This window comes from Gordonia tangerina, from assembly GCF_021556435.1.
Classification (GTDB): domain Bacteria; phylum Actinomycetota; class Actinomycetes; order Mycobacteriales; family Mycobacteriaceae; genus Gordonia; species Gordonia tangerina.
In genome coordinates this window covers 182,283-200,459 of sequence record NZ_JAKGCU010000003.1, presented here as the reverse complement: position 1 = coordinate 200,459, position 18,177 = coordinate 182,283, and the positions used below count along the sequence as shown (strand labels likewise).

General features: G+C 66.4%; 16 protein-coding genes. 8 read left to right on the top strand and 8 right to left on the bottom strand.

All coding sequences use genetic code 11. From position 1 onward, the window contains the following. Positions 1 to 168 precede the first annotated feature (168 nt). Genes L1892_RS06130 through L1892_RS06110 form a run of 5 tightly spaced genes read left to right on the top strand, consistent with a single transcriptional unit; the run spans position 169 to position 5,716 of the window. Positions 169 to 1,914: a nitrite/sulfite reductase gene (locus L1892_RS06130; protein ID WP_235722667.1), complete on the top strand. Its 1,746-nt coding sequence runs from the start codon at positions 169 to 171 to the stop codon at positions 1,912 to 1,914. Then, positions 1,911 to 2,663: a phosphoadenylyl-sulfate reductase gene (locus L1892_RS06125; RefSeq protein WP_235722666.1), complete on the top strand. Its 753-nt coding sequence runs from the start codon at positions 1,911 to 1,913 to the stop codon at positions 2,661 to 2,663. The genes L1892_RS06130 and L1892_RS06125 overlap by 4 nt, the downstream gene beginning before the upstream one ends. Beyond that, positions 2,645 to 3,619: a sulfate adenylyltransferase subunit CysD gene (gene cysD, locus L1892_RS06120; RefSeq protein ID WP_372474971.1), complete on the top strand. Its 975-nt coding sequence runs from the start codon at positions 2,645 to 2,647 to the stop codon at positions 3,617 to 3,619. The genes L1892_RS06125 and cysD overlap by 19 nt, the downstream gene beginning before the upstream one ends. A 1-nt stretch (position 3,620) precedes the next feature. Beyond that, positions 3,621 to 4,925 (top strand): sulfate adenylyltransferase subunit CysN, encoded by a 1,305-nt coding sequence (locus L1892_RS06115; protein WP_235722664.1) that lies wholly within the window; start codon positions 3,621 to 3,623, stop codon positions 4,923 to 4,925. Positions 4,926 to 4,948: 23 nt separating this feature from the next. Continuing rightward, positions 4,949 to 5,716, top strand: coding sequence for a sirohydrochlorin chelatase (locus L1892_RS06110; RefSeq protein WP_235722663.1), 768 nt, complete (start codon positions 4,949 to 4,951; stop codon positions 5,714 to 5,716). Here the strand turns inward: L1892_RS06110 and L1892_RS06105 are convergent. The 5 genes from L1892_RS06105 to L1892_RS06085 all read right to left on the bottom strand — a co-directional run bounded on the left by L1892_RS06105 (position 5,674) and on the right by L1892_RS06085 (position 9,971). Continuing rightward, complete coding sequence (locus L1892_RS06105; RefSeq protein ID WP_235722662.1) at positions 5,674 to 6,669, bottom strand: sulfate/molybdate ABC transporter ATP-binding protein; 996 nt, start codon at positions 6,667 to 6,669, stop codon at positions 5,674 to 5,676. The genes L1892_RS06110 and L1892_RS06105 overlap by 43 nt on opposite strands. 1 nt (position 6,670) lies before the next feature. Next, entirely contained in the window at positions 6,671 to 7,597 is a 927-nt protein-coding gene (gene cysW / locus L1892_RS06100) for a sulfate ABC transporter permease subunit CysW (protein ID WP_235722661.1), read from the bottom strand. Further along, positions 7,594 to 8,469: a sulfate ABC transporter permease subunit CysT gene (gene cysT / locus L1892_RS06095; RefSeq protein WP_235722660.1), complete on the bottom strand. Its 876-nt coding sequence runs from the start codon at positions 8,467 to 8,469 to the stop codon at positions 7,594 to 7,596. The genes cysW and cysT overlap by 4 nt, the downstream gene beginning before the upstream one ends. Then, positions 8,466 to 9,545, bottom strand: a complete 1,080-nt coding sequence (locus tag L1892_RS06090; protein WP_235722792.1) for a sulfate ABC transporter substrate-binding protein — start codon at positions 9,543 to 9,545, stop codon at positions 8,466 to 8,468. The genes cysT and L1892_RS06090 overlap by 4 nt, the downstream gene beginning before the upstream one ends. 228 nt (positions 9,546 to 9,773) lie before the next feature. After that, on the bottom strand, positions 9,774 to 9,971 hold the full coding sequence (locus L1892_RS06085; RefSeq protein WP_235722659.1) for a hypothetical protein: 198 nt from the start codon (positions 9,969 to 9,971) through the stop codon (positions 9,774 to 9,776). 132 nt (positions 9,972 to 10,103) lie between these two features. Here L1892_RS06085 and L1892_RS06080 point away from each other — a divergent pair, with 132 nt between their 5' ends. Next, positions 10,104 to 12,134 (top strand): glycoside hydrolase family 15 protein, encoded by a 2,031-nt coding sequence (locus L1892_RS06080; RefSeq protein WP_235722658.1) that lies wholly within the window; start codon positions 10,104 to 10,106, stop codon positions 12,132 to 12,134. Positions 12,135 to 12,141: 7 nt separating this feature from the next. On the opposite strand, the gene L1892_RS06075 is transcribed toward L1892_RS06080, so the two are convergent. Genes L1892_RS06075 through lepA form a run of 3 tightly spaced genes read right to left on the bottom strand, consistent with a single transcriptional unit; the run spans position 12,142 to position 17,055 of the window. Continuing rightward, the gene (locus tag L1892_RS06075) at positions 12,142 to 13,065 is read right to left on the bottom strand and encodes a cation diffusion facilitator family transporter (protein WP_235722657.1); all 924 of its coding nucleotides are present in this window, start codon (positions 13,063 to 13,065) and stop codon (positions 12,142 to 12,144) included. A gap of 8 nt (positions 13,066 to 13,073) precedes the next feature. Further along, positions 13,074 to 15,119, bottom strand: a complete 2,046-nt coding sequence (locus L1892_RS06070) for a M3 family metallopeptidase (protein WP_235722656.1) — start codon at positions 15,117 to 15,119, stop codon at positions 13,074 to 13,076. A gap of 4 nt (positions 15,120 to 15,123) precedes the next feature. Next, positions 15,124 to 17,055, bottom strand: a complete 1,932-nt coding sequence (gene lepA, locus L1892_RS06065) for a translation elongation factor 4 (RefSeq protein WP_235722655.1) — start codon at positions 17,053 to 17,055, stop codon at positions 15,124 to 15,126. A gap of 46 nt (positions 17,056 to 17,101) precedes the next feature. Between lepA and L1892_RS06060 the strand changes: the two genes are divergently transcribed. Next, the gene (locus L1892_RS06060) at positions 17,102 to 17,764 is read left to right on the top strand and encodes an alpha/beta hydrolase family protein (protein WP_235722654.1); all 663 of its coding nucleotides are present in this window, start codon (positions 17,102 to 17,104) and stop codon (positions 17,762 to 17,764) included. Between the two features lie 6 nt (positions 17,765 to 17,770). After that, the gene (locus tag L1892_RS06055) at positions 17,771 to 18,175 is read left to right on the top strand and encodes a type II toxin-antitoxin system PemK/MazF family toxin (protein WP_235722653.1); all 405 of its coding nucleotides are present in this window, start codon (positions 17,771 to 17,773) and stop codon (positions 18,173 to 18,175) included. Positions 18,176 to 18,177 lie beyond the last annotated feature (2 nt).

Here is an 18,177-nt window from a genome sequence, read left to right as displayed (position 1 = left end):
AGCGCGTCTGCAGCGCATTCTGTCGTCCTTAGACGACGTGTTGCCCTGTCGTCGGCAGACGACAGTTCGGCCCTGAGAAGTCCCCCGCTCGACGCGGGATGCCGACACGTTTCCAGCCCACCTTTTTCGTGATCGCTGACGTGTGCCTGCGTCAGCTCAGGAGACTTCATGACGTCCACCACCGACGATCTGTCCGTGACCACGCCCTACGCAGCCGCCAAGGCCGCGCCGGCCGCGGACCGCCCCGCTCGTAAGAAGCGCCCGGCCAAGCGCCGCGCCGAGGGCCAGTGGAAACTCGGTTACCGTGAGCCGCTGAACCCCAACGAGCAGGTCAAGAAGGACGACAACCCGCTCAACGTCCGGGCCCGCATCGAGAACATCTACGCCAAGCAGGGCTTCGAGTCGATCGACAAGCAGGATCTGCGCGGCCGGATGCGCTGGTGGGGCCTCTACACCCAGCGCGCCGAGGGCTACGACGGCACCTGGACCGGCGACGAGAACATCGACATCCTCGAGGACAGCCACTTCATGATGCGGGTGCGCTGTGACGCGGGCGCCCTCAACGTCGACCAGCTGCGCACCCTTGGCGGACTGTCCACCGAGTTCGCCCGCGACACAGCCGACCTGTCCGACCGCGAGAACGTCCAGTACCACTGGATTCGCATCGAGGACGTCCCCACCATCTGGGAGCGGCTCGAAAGCGTCGGGCTCTATACCACCGAGGCGTGCGGCGACTGCCCGCGCATCATCCTGGGTTCCCCGCTCGCCGGTGAGGCCGTCGACGAGGTGCTCGACCCCACCCCGGCGATCGACGAGATCGTCCGCCGCTACATCGGTGACCCGCAGTACTCGAACCTGCCGCGCAAGTTCAAGACTGCCATCTCCGGTCTGCAGGACGTCTCGCATGAGACCAACGACGTCGCCTTCATCGGCGTGAACCATCCCGAACACGGCCCGGGCCTGGACCTCTGGGTCGGCGGCGGGCTGTCCACCAACCCGATGCTGGCGCAGCGGGTGGGCGCCTGGATTCCGCTCGACGAGGTGCCCGACGTGTGGGAGGGCGTGGTCGCCATCTTCCGCGACTACGGCTACCGCCGACTGCGCACCAAGGCACGCCTGAAGTTCCTCATCAAGGACTGGGGCATCGAGAAGTTCCGCCAGGTCCTCGAGGACGAATACCTCGGCCGCAAGCTGATCGACGGTCCGGCACCCGAGCCGCTGACCGCTCCGCGCGACCACGTCGGCGTGCAGAAGCTCAAGAACGGCCTCAACTCGGTCGGTTTCGCCGCGATGGCCGGCCGTGTCTCCGGCACCATCCTGACCAAGGTGGCCGAGGCAGCCGAACGAGTCGGGTCCGACCGCATCCGCTTCACCCCGTACCAGAAGCTCGTGGTGCTCGACGTCGCCGACGACAAGGTCGACGAGCTCATCGCCGACCTGGCGAAGCTCGGCCTCAGTGCCCGGGCATCCAACTGGCGACGGAACCTGATGGCGTGCAGCGGCATCGAGTTCTGCAAGCTCTCCTTCACCGAAACCCGCAAGCGTTCGCAGCGGCTGGTCCCGGAGCTCGAGGAGCGCCTCGCCGACATCAACGCCGACCTCGACACCCCGATCACCGTGAACATCAACGGCTGCCCCAACTCGTGCGCCCGTTCGCAGGTCGCCGACATCGGCTTCAAGGGTCAGCTGGTCGAGGACGGCAACGGCGGACAGACCGAGGGATTCCAGGTGCACCTGGGCGGAAGCCTGGGCCAGGACGCCGGATTCGGCCGCAAGCTGCGGCAACACAAGGTGCTCTCCACCGAACTCGGCGACTACATCGACCGGGTGGTCCGCCAGTACGTGGAGCAGCGACACGACGGAGAACGGTTCGCGCAGTGGGCCGTTCGAGCTGACGAGGAGGCACTGCGATGAGCACGTCCACCGACACGACAGCGACCGGCCGACGGTTCAGCGAAGACGAGCTACGCGCGATCGCCGAGAAGGGCGCGGCCGACCTCGGCCCCGACGCCACTCCCGCCGACCTGCTGCGCTGGACCGCCGAAACCTTCGGCGACAATTTCGTGGTCGCTTCCAACATGCAGGACGCAGCGCTGGTCGACCTGGCCACCAAGAACATCGACGACGAGGCGCTGCACGGCAGCAAGCTCAAGGTGCTGTTCCTGGACACCGGCTATCACTTCGCCGAGACCATCGGCACCCGGGACGCGGTCGAGCAGGTGTATGGCGTCGAGATGGTCAACCTGACCCCCGAACACACCGTCGCCGAGCAGGACGAACTGTTGGGCCGCAACCTGTTCGCCCGCGACCCCGGCGAATGCTGCCGGCTGCGCAAGGTGGTTCCGCTCAAGAACGGGCTCGCCGGCTACGACGCCTGGATCACCGGCATCCGGCGCGTGGAGGCACCCACGCGCGCCAACGCTCCGCTGATCTCCTTCGACGAGGGCTTCGGGCTGGTCAAGATCAACCCGATCGCCGCCTGGTCTGACGAGACCATGCAGGACTACATCGACTCCAACGGAGTGCTGGTCAACCCGCTCGTCGACGACGGCTACCCGTCGATCGGCTGCGCACCCTGCACCGCCAAACCCGAACCCGGATCCGATCCGCGCAGTGGCCGTTGGGCCGGTCGCGCCAAGACAGAATGTGGGCTGCACGCATGACCATCGCCGACACCTCGTCCACCACCACCCCCGACACCGCACGGGCCGTGGTCGACTCCGCCGACGACTTCACCACCCTCGACGCCCTCGAATCCGAGGCGATCCACATCTTCCGTGAGGTCGCCGGCGAGTTCGAACGCCCGGTGATCCTGTTCTCCGGCGGCAAGGACTCCACCGTGCTGCTGCACCTGGCGATCAAGGCCTTCTGGCCTGCGCCACTGCCGTTCTCGCTGCTGCACGTGGACACCGGACACAACCTGCCGGAGATCATCACGTTCCGCGACGAGATCGTCGAGCGGTACAACCTGCGCCTGCACGTCGCGTCGGTGGAGGAGTACATCGACGACGGTCGCCTCACCGAACGACCGGACGGCATTCGCAACCCACTGCAGACCATCCCGCTCCTCGACGCCATCACCGAGAACCGCTTCGACGCGGTGTTCGGCGGCGGCCGACGCGACGAGGAGCGCTCGCGCGCCAAGGAGCGGATCTTCTCGCTGCGTAATGCCTTCGGGCAGTGGGACCCCAAGCGTCAGCGCCCGGAACTCTGGAACCTCTACAACGGCCGCCATGCACCCGGCGAGCACGTGCGCGTGTTCCCGCTGAGCAACTGGACCGAGCTGGACATCTGGCGCTACATCGCCCGCGAACAGGTCCTGCTGGCACCGCTGTACTACGCGCACGAGCGTGAGGTCTACTCGCGCGACGGCATGTGGATGACCACCGGCCCGTGGGGCGGACCCCGCGAGGGTGAGGTCGTCGAGAAGCGCGTGGTGCGTTACCGCACCGTCGGCGACGGCTCGACCACCGGCGCGGTGCTCTCCGACGCCGCCGACAACGAGGCCGTGCTCGCCGAGGTCGCCGCCTCCCGACTCACCGAACGCGGCGCAACCCGCGGCGACGACCGCGTCTCCGAGGCCGCCATGGAAGACCGCAAGCGCGAAGGATATTTCTGAGATGAAGCACGCCCCCGACCTCCTGCGTATTGCGACGGCCGGCAGCGTCGACGACGGCAAGTCCACCCTCGTCGGCCGCCTGCTCTACGACACGAAATCGGTTCTCGCCGACCAGATCGACGCCGTCACCAAGGCTTCGGTCGACCGCGGCCTGGAGGGTCCCGACCTCTCGTTGCTCGTCGACGGGCTGCGCGCAGAGCGTGAGCAAGGCATCACGATCGACGTCGCCTACCGCTACTTCGCCACGCCAGCACGCTCTTTCGTGCTCGCCGACACCCCCGGCCACGTGCAGTACACCCGCAACACGGTGTCCGGTGCATCCACCGCCCAGCTGGTGATCCTGCTGGTCGACGCCCGCAACGGTGTCGTCGCGCAGACTAGGCGCCATGCCGCCGTGATGGCGTTGCTCGGTGTGCCGCAGTTGGTTCTGGCGGTCAACAAGATCGACCTCGTCGACGACCCGGCCACCGCCTTCGCGCAGATCTCGGCCGAGTTCGCCGAACTGACCCGTTCGCTGGGCTGGTCGGCCGAGCAGGTCACCGCGATCCCGGTCTCGGCACTGCACGGCGACAACATCGCCACCCGGTCCGAGTCCACCCCGTACTACGACGGTCCGGCACTCATCGAGCATCTCGAGACGGTGCCGAATGTCACCGACCCTCGGCCGGTGGGCCTGCGCTTCCCGGTGCAGTACGTGATCCGCCCGCGCACACCTGAGTTCCCCGACTACCGCGGGTACGCCGGACAGATCGCCGCCGGCCGGGTCTCCGTGGGCGACGAGGTCGTGATCCTGCCTGCGGGCACCCGCAGCACCATCCGGCAGATCGATACCGCCGACGGGCAGCTCGCCACCGCGCACACCGGCCGCAGTGTCACGCTGCTGCTCGACGACGACGTAGACATCTCGCGCGGCGACCTCATCGCCGCTGTCGCCGACGCCCCGGAACCGTTGCAGCAGTTCAGCGCGACGGTCTGCTGGTTGGCCGAGAAGCCGCTGCGCCCCGGTGCCCGTCTGCTGCTCAAGCACGGCACCCGCACCACACAGGCGATCATCGGCGGCCTCGAGGTGCTCTTCGACGAGCAACACCTGTCGCTGATCGACGCTCCGGACACCGTGGAGCTCAACCAGATCGGCCGCATCTCCATCCAGACCGCCGATCCCATCGCCGCCGACGACTATCAGGTCAACCGCGAATCGGGCAGCTTCCTGCTGATCGATCCGCAGGGTGGTAACACCCTCGGGGCCGGCCTCGTCGGTGACGCGCTGGCGCATCTGCACCTGTCGCAGACGCCGGAGCTCGTCTGAATCCCGTTCGGTTGGACAAGCTGATGAACCCGACACTGCTGTTGGTGGCACACGGCAGCCGTGACCCCCGGTTCGCGGCCACCGCCTCGCGCATCCGCGACGCGGTCGGCCGCGTCATGCCGGGAGTCGACACCGAACTCGCCTATCTGGACCTCGACGCTCCGCTGGTCGGTACGGCGCTCGAGGAGGTCACCGGCGACTGCGTGGTGGTTCCGCTGCTGTTCGCGGCGGGCTATCACAGCAAGATCGACCTGCCGACGATCATCGCCGACCACACCGGTCGCGGGCGTGCGGTCACCCAGACCGACGTCATCGGCTCGTCACCACTCGCCCAGGCCTTGGCCTACCGCCTCGTGGAGGCCGGGGTCACCGATCCGGTCGCCGATCGTGTCGGGGTGATCCTCACCGCCGTGGGCTCTTCCGACGCCGCCGCCGACCGCCACGTCCGCCGGCGCGCGATCGAGTTGTCCACGCTCCTGAACCGACCGGTCGAGGTGGTGTTCGCGACCAAACTGGGCGCGCGTGATCATCGTCTGCGGACCGCCATCCGTCGCCTACGATCCGCCGGCGCGGAGCGCATCGCGGTGAGCCCGTACTTCTTGTCCGCCGGCCTGCTGACCGAGCGGGTCGAGGCCGCAGTCGATCGCCACACCAGCGATGCGGTGGTCGCGGGACCGCTGGGCGCCCACCGTGACGTCATCGAGGCCGTCTGCCGTCAATACCGGGCGGTGGCGACCCGCGACTCTACTCAGGAGTCGCTGAGCGCGGCCACCTTCGTCGCGCGGGCGTAGATCACCTCTCCGGGTTTCAGATTCAACGCGTACGCGTCGCCTCGGGTGATCTGCGCCTGGAACTCGTCACCGGTCGTGGCGGCGATCAGCTCCAGCCGCACCTCGAATCCGAGATGCACCACCCGCGTCACCGTCGCCTTGATGACCCCGGTGTCCAATGCCGAGTCTGCTGCCGGCAGTGCCAGTTCGGGGTTGCGCCCGATGCGGATGTCGTGCGGACGGACCAGTTCGCCGTTGAGGCGCACCGTCGACCCCAGAAACGACGCGACGAAGACGTTGGCCGGTCGGTCGTAGAGGTCGTCGGGTGTGCCCACCTGTTCGATACGCCCCTTGTTCAGCACCGCGATGCGGTCGCTCACGTCGAGCGCCTCCTGCTGGTCGTGGGTGACCAGCACGGTGGTGACGTGCACCTCGTCGTGCAGGCGACGCAACCACTTTCGGAGATCCTCCCGGACCTTCGCGTCGAGCGCACCGAACGGTTCGTCGAGCAACAGCACCTGCGGGTCGACGGCCAATGCACGCGCCAGGGCCATCCGCTGGCGTTGGCCGCCGGACAATTGCGCGGGAAACCTCTTCTGGAACACGGTCAGCCCGACCACGTCGAGCAGCTCGTCGACCTTCGCCGCGATCTCAGCCTTGGGACGCTTGCGGATCTTGAGGCCGAACGCGATGTTGTCGCGCACGGTGAGGTGCTTGAACGCGGCATAGTGCTGGAACACGAATCCGATGTCGCGTTGCTGCGGCGATGCGGTGGAGACGTCGTTGCCCTTGATGAGCACGGTGCCCGAGTCGAGGCTGTCGAGACCGGCGATCGCCCGTAGCAGCGTCGATTTGCCCGAGCCGGACGGGCCGAGCAACGACGTCAGCGACCCTTCCGGAATGTCGATGGAGACGTCGTCGAGAGCGGCGAAATCGCCATACCTCTTGTTCGCGCGTATCACCGAGATCGACATGTCACATGCCTTCCTTGTGCGGTTCGGTCGAGGCAGGGCCGTACGGGACAGCCGGCGCGACATCTTCGGCAGGCGCCTCACCAGTCGACGGTTCGTCACCGGCCGCCTCGTCGGTGTCGCCGACCCGGCTCTGGGCACCGCGTTCGATGAGTGTCATCGCGATCAACACCGCGATGGCCACCAACATCAGCAATGTGGCCGCAGCATACGCGCCGTACTCGTTGTAGTCGTCGACGTAACGAGAGTGAACCAGCAGGGTCAGGGTCTGCGAGATGCCGGGGAAATTCGACGACACCATCATCACCGCGCCGTACTCGCCCAGTGACCGGGCCACCGTCAGCACGATGCCGTACGTCAGACCCCACCGGATGGCCGGCAGCGTGATCCGGCTGAACGTCTGCCAGCCGTTGGCCCCCAACGTCGCAGCCGCCTGTTCCTGCTCGGTACCGATCTCGCGCAGCACCGGCTCCACCTCGCGCACCACGAACGGCAGCGTGACGAAGATGGTGGCGAGCACCAGACCGGGGAAACCGAAGATGATGCGGAACCCGGCGCTCTCGATGCCGCCGAACCATCCGCCGTAGCCCCACAGCAGGATCAATGCGACGCCCACCACCACCGGCGACACAGCGAACGGGAGGTCCACCACGGCCTGCAGAATCCCCTTGCCGGGGAATCGGCCGCGCACCAGGGCCAGCGCGGTCACGATGCCGAACACCACGTTCAGCGGCACCACGATCGCAACGATCGCCAGGCTCAACTGGAGGGCGGAGATCGCGGCGGGTGTGGTGATCCACTCCCAGAACTGCCCGACCCCGTGTTCGAACGACCGCCAGAAGATGAGGGTCACCGGCACGATCAACAGCACGAACAGATAGATGAGCGCGACGGCACGCAGACCGTAGCGGGTCAACGGCGACAATCTCACTGGTCGCGCTCCTCTCGCATCCGTTGCCGGTGACCCACCAGTCGCAACACGAGCAACGCACAGAAGGCGATCAGCAGTAGCATCACCGAGACAGCGGCCGCCCCGACCGGGTCGTCGACCTCGATCTGCTGCTGGATGTATTGCGAGGCGACCTGGGTGTCGCGCGGAATGTTGCCGCCGATGAGCACCACCGAACCGAACTCGCCGATCGCGCGGGTGAACGCCAGGCCTGCACCGGTCAGGATCGACGGGAGCAGCGCAGGCAGCACGATCTTGGTCCAGGTGGTCCAGTTGGTCGCGCCCAACACCGCAGCGGCCTCTTCGACGTCGGTGTCGAGTTCCATCAGCACCGGCTGTACCTGCCGCACCACGAACGGCAATGTGACAAACGTCAACGCCACGACCACTGCGGGTTTGGTGGCGTTGATGTGAACGTCGATCGGGCTGTTCGGGCCGTACAGCGACAACAACACCAGGCTGGCCACGATGGTCGGCAACGCGAACGGGAGATCGATGATGGCGTTGACGAATCCCTTGCCCCAGAACTGGTCCCGCACCAGCACCCACGCGATGATGGTGCCGAAGACCACATTGATCAATGCGGCCACCAGCGAAACGATGACGGTGATCCGCAAAGTGGCCAGCGCGTTGGGGTCGGTGACGGCGTCGACGAACCCAGACCACCCATCAGAGAACGACGAGACGGTGATCGCGGCCAGCGGCAACAGCACGATGACGGTCAGCCACAATGATGCAACGCCGATGCCCAGCGGACTCACCCCGCTGAATGTGCGGCTGCGTCCCAGGAAACCTCGGGGCGGCGCCTTGCTAACGGCTCTTTGGGAACCACTGTCGGTGACCGGCGTGCTCACTGTCGGCCGCCCGTGTCGTAGAGCTCGGTGATCGAACCGTCCGAACCGAACAGCACCGTGTCCACCGCCGCCCAGCCGGTGCGGATCGAGCCGTCGGCGGCAGGGCCGGCCTGCGGACCGAGAACCGCGCCGAGTTCGTCGATGGTCCACAGCTTCTCGATCTGTCCCGGGAACATCTCCTTGGTCGCCGCCGCGACGGAATCGGTCACCGGCCGGAAACCCTGTTCGGCCCACAGGAGTTGCGCTTCGTCGGTGAACAGATAGTCCACGAAGGCGCGTGCGGCGGGCTCGTCGGAGGTGGTATTGACCACGGCCACCGGGTTCTCGATCTGGAAGGTCTCGCGCGGCACGAAGTACTCCACCTGCTGGTCCGGGCTCGCAGTCGCGTTGGCCCGATCCAGCATGATCGCCTCGTTTTCGTAACTGATCAGGACGTCGCCCTGCCCTTGTTCGAAGGCCGTGGTGGCCTCGCGTCCCGACTTGGGGATCACGGTCACATGGTCGCGGATCAGTTCAGCGATGTAGTCGAGGCCTGCCTGGTTGTCGCGGCCGCCGTTGCTCTTCACCGCGTAGGGGGCGAGCAGATTCCATTTGGCCGATCCGGAGCTGCCCGGATTGGGGGTGATGACCTGCACGCCCGGCTTGAGCAGGTCGTCCCAGCCGCGGATGTTTTTGGGGTTGCCCTTGCGCACCACAAATGCGACCACCGACCCGAACGCAACGCTGTTGTTGGGTTCGCGCTGCTGCCAATCCGCGTCCACCACGCCGGCGTCGACGAGTCGGGTCATGTCCGGTTGCACCGAGACGTTGACGACGTCGGCGGGCACGCGACGGGCCACCTTGCGGGATTGGTCACCGGACGGGCCGTACGACTGGGAGAACCCGATGTCGTGGCCGCTCTCGGTGCGGCGGAAGGCCGGGATCACCACGTCGAAACCCGGTTTGGGGGTCGCGTAGGCGATCAGGTTCACATGACGCGAGCCGGTGGAGATGTCCTCGCCGCCGGGCTCATCGGTCGACCCGCCTCCGCAGGCCGCGAGGACGAGCGTCAGGGTTGCCGCGATGGCCACCGCCATCGCGGGGCGCCTCGAGCGCACGCCAACCGACTTCGTCACGCTCACTTCCTCCCACGCTGCGTCACACCGAACTCATAGACGCTAGCAACGCCCGGGGCCGTGCCACCAATGCGTTCGCGCCGGCGCCACCTCACTACCGCGGCCAGGTCAGCGGGTGAGGACCCAGGCCAAGATCACCAGCACGATGAGTGCCACCAACGCCAACGTCACGCGAGAACGGAACATCGCCTACAGCCCCTTTCCATCGTCGTCGGCGAATCGTCGTCGATCGAACACCGTCGAGACCGCGTCGACCAGCACATTGAGCACCGCTGCCACCACCACGGCGAACGGGATCACCACCACGAGGGTCACCAGCAGCTGCGGAACGAACGAGAGACCGGTCAGCCACTCCTCGACCCCGTCCCACCAGGTGAGCAGCGACATGACGTATCACCTCATCGTCTTTCCGGCCCGACTCGTGGGCGCACCCGGGTTTCGCTCAGGCTGATTCAAGCCCGGCGAGATCCCGACGTCGGCCGAGTGGCGACGGTCGGGCCTGATCGCAATGATATAGCCATGACTCCACCGGAAGACGCTGCCGTCACTGCGCTGCCCATCGACAACGCCACGCCCATCGACGCCGCCGGCAGCACGCATTCCGATGCCACCGGAATCGACCCGGAGGCAAAGGCCTTCTCGCCCGCCACACCAAGCCACAACGCGTTCCCACCCATCGGCGATTACGCCTTCCTCTCCGACACCGAGACCAACTGTCTGATCGCGCGTAACGGTTCGGTCGAGTGGATGTGTGTGCCACGTCCCGATTCGCCCAGCGTGTTCGGAGCCGTCCTCGATCGCAGCGCCGGGCACTTCCGACTGGCCCCGTACGGCGTGAACGTGCCGGTCGATCGGCGGTACCTGCCGGGCAGCCTGATGGTGGAGACGACCTGGCAGACCGACACCGGGTGGATCGTGGTGCGCGATGCCTTGGTGATGGGTCCCTGGCACGACCACGAACGTCGGTCCACCACACATCGCCGCACCCCCACCGACTGGGACGCCGAACACATTCTCTTGCGGACGGTGCGTTGTGTCTCAGGGACCGTGGAACTCGCCTTGAGTTGCGAACCGGCATTCGACTATCACCGTGGCAAGACAGTGTGGGAGTATTCGGGGCCTGCCTACGGCGAGGCGATCGCCACCGGATCGGGTACCACCGCCCCCGGTCCCACGCTCAAACTGACGACCGATCTCCGGCTCGGGCTCGAAGGCCGCGAGGCCCGGGCCCGCACACGTCTGGTCGAGGGCGACAGCAAGTTCGTCGCACTGTCCTGGTCACGACAGCCCGCGCCGCAGAACTACGAAGAGGCGGCGCAGAAGATGTGGTCGACCTCCGAGTGCTGGCGGCAATGGATCAATGCCGGCACCTTCCCCGACCACCCGTGGCGCACGCATCTGCAGCGTTCGGCATTGACTCTCAAGGGCCTCACCTACTCGCCCACCGGCGCACTCCTCGCCGCAGCGACCACATCGTTGCCGGAAACACCAGGCGGGGAACGTAACTGGGACTACCGATATGCCTGGGTGCGTGACTCCACGTTCGCGCTGTGGGGCCTGTACACCCTGGGACTCGACCGTGAGGCCGATGACTTCTTCTCGTTCATCGCCGACGTGTCGGGGGCCACCAACGGCGAGCACCATCCGTTGCAGGTGATGTACGGGGTGGGCGGCGAGCGCACCCTCGAGGAGGAAGAACTCCATCACCTGTCCGGATACGACGGCGCCCGTCCGGTGCGTATCGGAAACGGCGCCTACAACCAGGCGCAGCACGACATCTGGGGCACCATGCTCGACTCGGTCTACCTCAACACCAAGTCCAGCGAGGCGGTCCCGGAGACCCTGTGGCCGGTGTTGAAGGCACAGGTCGAGGAGGCAGTGAAGAACTGGCGCAAACCCGATCGCGGGATCTGGGAAGTGCGCGGCGAACCAAAGCATTTCACCTCGTCGAAGGTGATGTGCTGGGTCGCTCTCGATCGCGGCGCCCGGCTCGCCGCCCTTCATGGCGAGAAGTCGTATGCAAAGACATGGGCGGGCATCGCCGACGAGATCCGCGCCGACATCCTCGAACACGGCGTCGATGAGCGTGGGGTGTTCACCCAGCGCTACGGCGACCCAGCGCTCGACGCGTCCGCACTGCTGATCCCGCTGCTGCGCTTTCTGCCCTCGGACGACTACCGGGTCCGCAACACTGTGCTCGCGATCGCCGACGAGTTGACCGACAACGGACTGGTGCTGCGCTACCGCGTCGAGGAGACCGACGACGGACTCTCCGGCGAGGAAGGGACCTTCACCATCTGTTCGTTCTGGTTGGTCTCGGCGCTGGTTGAGATCGGTGAGTTGCATCGCGCCAAGGTGCTGTGCGAGCGGTTGCTCTCCTACTCCAGCCCGCTCAAGCTCTACGCCGAGGAGATCGACGCCAAAACCGGCCAGCATCTCGGCAACTTCCCGCAGGCGTTCACCCACCTGGCGTTGATCAACGCGGTCATGCACGTGATCCGGGCCGAGGAGGCCGCCAGCCACGGCACGTTCCAGCCCGCCCACCACTGACGGGACACTAGCTCAGGCGCCAGGACTCGTAGGCGCGCGGATCGTCGACCGGTTCGACGTGGATGGCGACGTCGAGGTGTGACAGGGCGGCCCGCAACTCACCTTCGACCTCTTCGGCGAGGTCGTGGGCGTGTTGCACCGACCACTCACCCGGCACCAGCATGTGCATCTGGACGAACCGACGATGTCCGGCCTCACGGGTGCGGATGTCGTGGAAGACCACGCCGCGGTCGCGATGTGGGCTCAGCGTCGTGTCGATCACCGCCAGGTCGGATTCCGGTAGCGCCGCATCCATCATCCCCGCCGCGGAGCGCCAGATCAGTCGGCTGCCCACCACCAGGATGTTGATCGCGACGGCCATGGCGATGAGCGGATCGAGCCGAAGCCAGCCGGTGACGGCAACCAGGAACACCCCGAACACCACCCCCACTGTGGTCCAGACGTCGGTCATCAGGTGTTTGCCGTCGGCTTCCAGGGTGATCGATCGATGACGTCGCCCGGCCCGCAACAAGACCACCGCCACTACGCCGTTGATGACCGTGGCCCCGACCGAGATGGCCAGACCGGGGCCCACCGCCTCCAGTTCCGTGGGGTTGATCAACCTGTTGATCGCGGTGACGATGATCGCGCCGGCCGCGACGAAGATCATCACACCCTCGATGACGGCCGAGAAGTACTCAGCCTTGGTGTGGCCGAAGTTGTGACCGGTGTCGGCCGGCCGGGCGGCTACTCGTAGGGCCACGAACGCGCCAACCGCCGCAACGAGATTCACCACCGACTCGGCCGCATCGGACAGCAGGCCGACGGAACCGGTGATCTGCCAAGCGATCACCTTCATCGCGATGGTGACCACGGCAGCCGCGATACTGAGCAGAGCGAACCGCGTTAGATCGCCGCGGCTGTCGCGACAAGAACCGGCCCCGGATTCCATCGCCGCGGCTAGCGTTCCTCGGACGCGACGAGTCCGCGCCGGGTGAGCAGTGGTTCGATGCGTGGAGTCCGCCCGATGAGCGTCTCGTGGGCGGCCAACGGGTCGATGCTGTCGCCGCGCGAAAGTGTTGCCTCGGCGAAGCGTCGGCCGTTGTCGCGCAGCAGTCCACCCTCGGCGAGGAACCACTGTTCGGTCTCGGCGTCGAGTACCTCCGACCAGATGTAGGAGTAGTAGCCCGCGGAATAGCCGCCGCCGAAGATGTGGTTGAAGTACGCGCTGCGATACCGCGGCGGGATCAGGTCACCGATGAAACCTGCCGCCCGCAACGCATCTCGTTCGAACTGCGCGACATCGTCGACCGTGTCGTCGGCGGTGATCCGATGCCAGGCCAGATCGAGCTGCGCGGCAGCGAGATACTCGATCGTGGAGTGCGCGCTCTCGGTCTTCGCCGCATCGCGTGCCGCATCGGCCAGCGCCGCCGGAATGGGTTCACCCGTGGCGTGGTGACGGGCATACTGCGACAACACATCTGGATGCAATGCCCACATCTCGTTCACCTGCGACGGGAACTCGACGAAGTCCCGCGGCACCGACGTACCCGATTGCGACGGGTAGTCGACAGCCGACAACAAACCGTGCAGGGCGTGTCCGAACTCGTGGAACAGAGTGGTCAGCTGGTCCATCGTCAGCAGGCAGGGCGCGCCGTCATCGGGTTTGGTCAGATTGGCGACGTTCACCACGATCGGTTGTGTGGACAACACCATCGACTGGTCGACGATGTTGTTCATCCAGGCGCCGCCCCGTTTGGACGGGCGCGCATAGAAGTCACCCAGGAACAGGCCGATGCTGCGCCCCGCCTCGTTGATCACGTCCCACACCCGCACGTCGGGGTGGTAGCCGTGCAGGTCGGTTCGTTCGATGAATCGCAGTCCGTACAGTTTGCCCGCGGCATAGAACACCCCGCGCTGCAACACATTGTCGAGCTCGCAGTAGTCACCGAAGTCGTCGAGCGGAACCGCAGACGCGGCCCGCCGCTCCCGTTCCAACCAGTAGGTGAGGTCGGCCGCGCCGATCTCCTCGTCGGCGAACCGGTTCAGGCGGGTCAGTTCGCGTCCGCCCGCCCGCAGGGCGGACGCGGTGAGCTCGGCCAGCAACTCGACGACCGCGGCCGGGTTGGGTGCGGTCTCCTCGGCGATCACATACTCGGCATGGTCGCGATACCCCAGGAGTCGGGCACGTCGAGCGCGAAGCCCGACGATCTCGAGGACGAGCTCACGGGTGTCGTGGTCGTTACCCCGCGCACAGCGCGAGATCGACGCGTCGAAGACCCGTTGCCGCACCGAACGATCCGTGAGCCCCGTGAGTACCGCCTGGCTGCTGGGTAGTTCCAGGGTGAGCAGGTAACCGGATTCGTGTCCCGCGTCGGCTGCCGCCCGGCGAGCGGCGGCGACCTGTCCCGCCGAGAGCCCGTCGAGCTGGGCGATGTTGTCGACGAGCACCGCCGAGGCATTGGTGTCATCGAGAATGCGTTGCGAGAACGTCGTGCTGAGATATGCCAGCCGCGAAGAGATCTGGCGTATCTGTTCTTGCTCGTCCGGGCCGAGCCCGGCGCCGGCCCGCACCGATTCGCGATAGCGCTTGGCGAGCAACCGTTGCTGCGCCTCGGTCAGGTCGAGTTCGTCTGCGCGGTCGTGCAGCGCCGAGATCCTCTCGAACAGTCGCCGATCCATGGCGATGGTGTTCGCGTGGTCGGTCAGCAAGGTCGAGAGTTGCCGGGAGATCTCGTTGCGCTGCGGGTTGGTGTCCGGCCCGACGAGATTGAAGAAGATCCCGCCGGCCCGAGCGAGATCCCGCCCGGACAGTTCCAACGCCTCTACGGTGTTGGCGAACGTCGCGGGCCGTGGGTCGGTGGCGATCGACTCCACCTCCGCGAGATGGGTCGCCATCGCCTCACCGAAGGCGGGCAGGAAGTCGTCGTCGGAGATCGACGCGAAGTCGGGCAGTCCGTGCGGCAGCGGACTCTCGGCCAGTACCGGGTTGCGGCGGTTGTCCAACGGTCTACTTCCCCTTCGGCTTGTCTCCCAGTGAGTCGGTGGACAGCGCGGCGACAAACGCCTCTTGCGGGACGTCGACCCGCCCGATCGTCTTCATCCGCTTCTTGCCCTCTTTCTGCTTCTCGAGCAGCTTGCGCTTGCGGCTGATGTCACCGCCGTAGCACTTGGCCAGCACGTCCTTGCGGATGGCACGGATGTTCTCGCGCGCGATGATCTTGGAGCCGATGGCCGCCTGCACCGGTACCTCGAACTGCTGACGCGGGATCAGTTCCTTGAGTTTGGTGGCCATCTTGTTGCCGTACGCATAGGCCGCATCCTTGTGCACGATCGCGCTGAACGCGTCCACGGCCTCCCCCTGCAAGAGGATGTCGACCTTCACCAGCTCGGCTTCCTGCTCGCCGGCTTCCTCGTAATCGAGGCTGGCGTAGCCGCGGGTGCGCGACTTGAGTGCATCGAAGAAGTCGAAGATGATCTCGGCCATCGGCATCGTGTAGCGCAGCTCGACGCGGGTCTCCGAGAGGTAATCCATCCCGCCGAGATCACCGCGCCGGCTCTGACAAAGTTCCATGATCGCCCCGACGAACTCGCTCGGAGCGATGATCGTCATCTTCACGATCGGCTCGAAGATCTGCTTGGCCTTGCCCGCAGGCCAGTCCGATGGATTGGTGACGGTGATCTCCTGCCCGTCCTCCATGATGACCCGATAGACGACGTTGGGTGCTGTCGAGATCAGGTTGAGGTTGAACTCGCGTTCGAGGCGTTCACGGGTGATCTCCATGTGCAGGAGCCCGAGGAAGCCGCAGCGGAAACCGAACCCGAGGGCCACCGAGGTCTCCGGTTCGTAGGCGAGTGCCGCGTCGTTGAGTTGCAGCTTGTCCAGCGCCTCGCGCAGCACCGGGTAGTCCGAGCCGTCCACTGGGTAGAGCCCCGAGTAGACCATGGGCTGCGGCTCCCGGTAGCCCGTCAATGGTTCCTCGGCCCCGTGCTTGGCCGTGGTCACGGTATCGCCGACCTTGGACTGCCGCACGTCTTTCACACCGGTGATCAGGTAGCCGACCTCACCGACTCCCAGCCCCTTGGATGCCTTCGGTTCGGGCGAGACGATGCCGACCTCGAGAAGTTCATGTGTCGCGCCGGTCGACATCATCAGCACCTTCTCGCGCGGCAGGACGCGTCCGTCGACGACACGGACGTAGGTGACCACCCCACGGTAGGTGTCGTAGACCGAGTCGAAGATCATTGCGCGCGCCGGAGCGTCCTGATCACCTTCGGGCGGGGGGACCTGCCGGATGACCTCGTCGAGCAGTTCGGCCACGCCGGCTCCGGTCTTACCCGACACCCGCAGCACCTCGTCGGCCTCGCAGCCGATGATGTGCGCGATCTCCGCGGCGTAGCGGTCCGGATCGGCCGCCGGCAGATCGATCTTGTTGAGGACCGGGATGATCGTCAGGTCCTTGTCCATCGCCAGGTAGAGGTTGGCCAGCGTCTGCGCCTCGATGCCTTGGGCGGCGTCGACCAGCAGAATCGCCCCTTCACAGGCCTCGAGGGCACGCGAGACCTCATAGGTGAAGTCGACGTGGCCGGGTGTGTCGATCAGGTGGATGACGTAGTCGGTGGTGGCGCCGTCGGGCTCGGTGACCTGCCACGGCAGGCGCACGTTCTGCGCCTTGATGGTGATGCCGCGCTCACGTTCGATGTCCATCCGATCGAGGTACTGCGCGCGCATCTGACGCTCCTCGACCACGCCGGTCAGCTGCAACATACGGTCGGCCAGGGTGGACTTCCCGTGGTCGATATGGGCGATGATGCAGAAGTTCCGGATCCGCGCGGGGTCGGTGAAGGTGGTGTCAGCGAAGGTGGGAATCGAACTGCTCCTCGGACGTGCGGCATGGTGACGCGGCCGAAGGTGACCACGTCGCTGGGTCCAGTTTCTCATGCCCGCCGCGGTCGGCGTCGGCGACGCTCGCCGCTACGGTTGTGCAATGGCTGCCGCGCCCCCTCCGAACAGTCCCGAGTCGCATACGTACGACGCCGACTCGGTGGTGGCCGAGGTCACCGAACCCGGCCACGATCGGATCGGGGTGGCTGTGCTCGCGCACGGCGCCGGCGGCAACCGACACGCGGTCATCCTGCGCGTGCTGGCCGACGAGCTGTCCGCGCGGGGCCTGCTGGTGGCCCGTATCGATCTGCCCTACCGACAACGGCGCCCCAAGGGCCCGCCGAGCCCGTCGACGGCGGCTGCCGATCGTGCCGGCATCGTCGCGGCCTGCGAGACGTTCCGGCTCGACGGTGTTCCGCTGATCGTCGGCGGTCATTCCTATGGCGGTCGGCAGGCCTCGATGGCGGTTGCCGAGAATCCGGATCTGGCCGATGGCCTGCTGCTGACGTCCTATCCCCTGCACCCGCCGGGCAAACCCGACCGGCTGCGAACCGAACATCTGTCGTCGATCTCGGTGCCCACGGTGATCGTGCATGGCAGTACCGATCCGTTCGCCACACCTGCGGAACTCGCCGACGCGGTGGCGTTGATTTCGTCGCCGACCCGCGTCGTCGAGATCGAGAAGGTCGGCCACAATCTCAACCCCGATCGCGCACCCACCGCCACGGTGACCGCCGACGCCGTGTTCGACACCCTGATGGGCTGACCCGCGATGCGACTCACTCCGCGTACCGCTGCGACACGTACTCTCGCGCGCGCGATCTGCTACTCCCCTGACCTCGACGGCGCCGCCGATCCGGGCGAGATCGTGTGGACCTGGGTGCGCTACGAGGATGATCCCGATCAGGGCAAGGACCGCCCGGTGCTCGTTGTCGGCCGGTCCGGCGCGAATCTCCTCGGATTGATGCTGTCCAGCAGGGAGTATCACCGCGAGGACCCTGATTGGATGGGTATCGGCAGCGGGGTGTGGGATGCGTCGCGGCGGGAGAGTTTCGTTCGGCTCGACCGGGTCCTGGTCGTTGCCGAACACGGCATCCGTCGCGAGGGCGCCATTCTCGATCGTGCGCGGTTCGACCGGGTCGCGGCCCGTCTACGCGCCGACTTCGGCTGGCACTGACC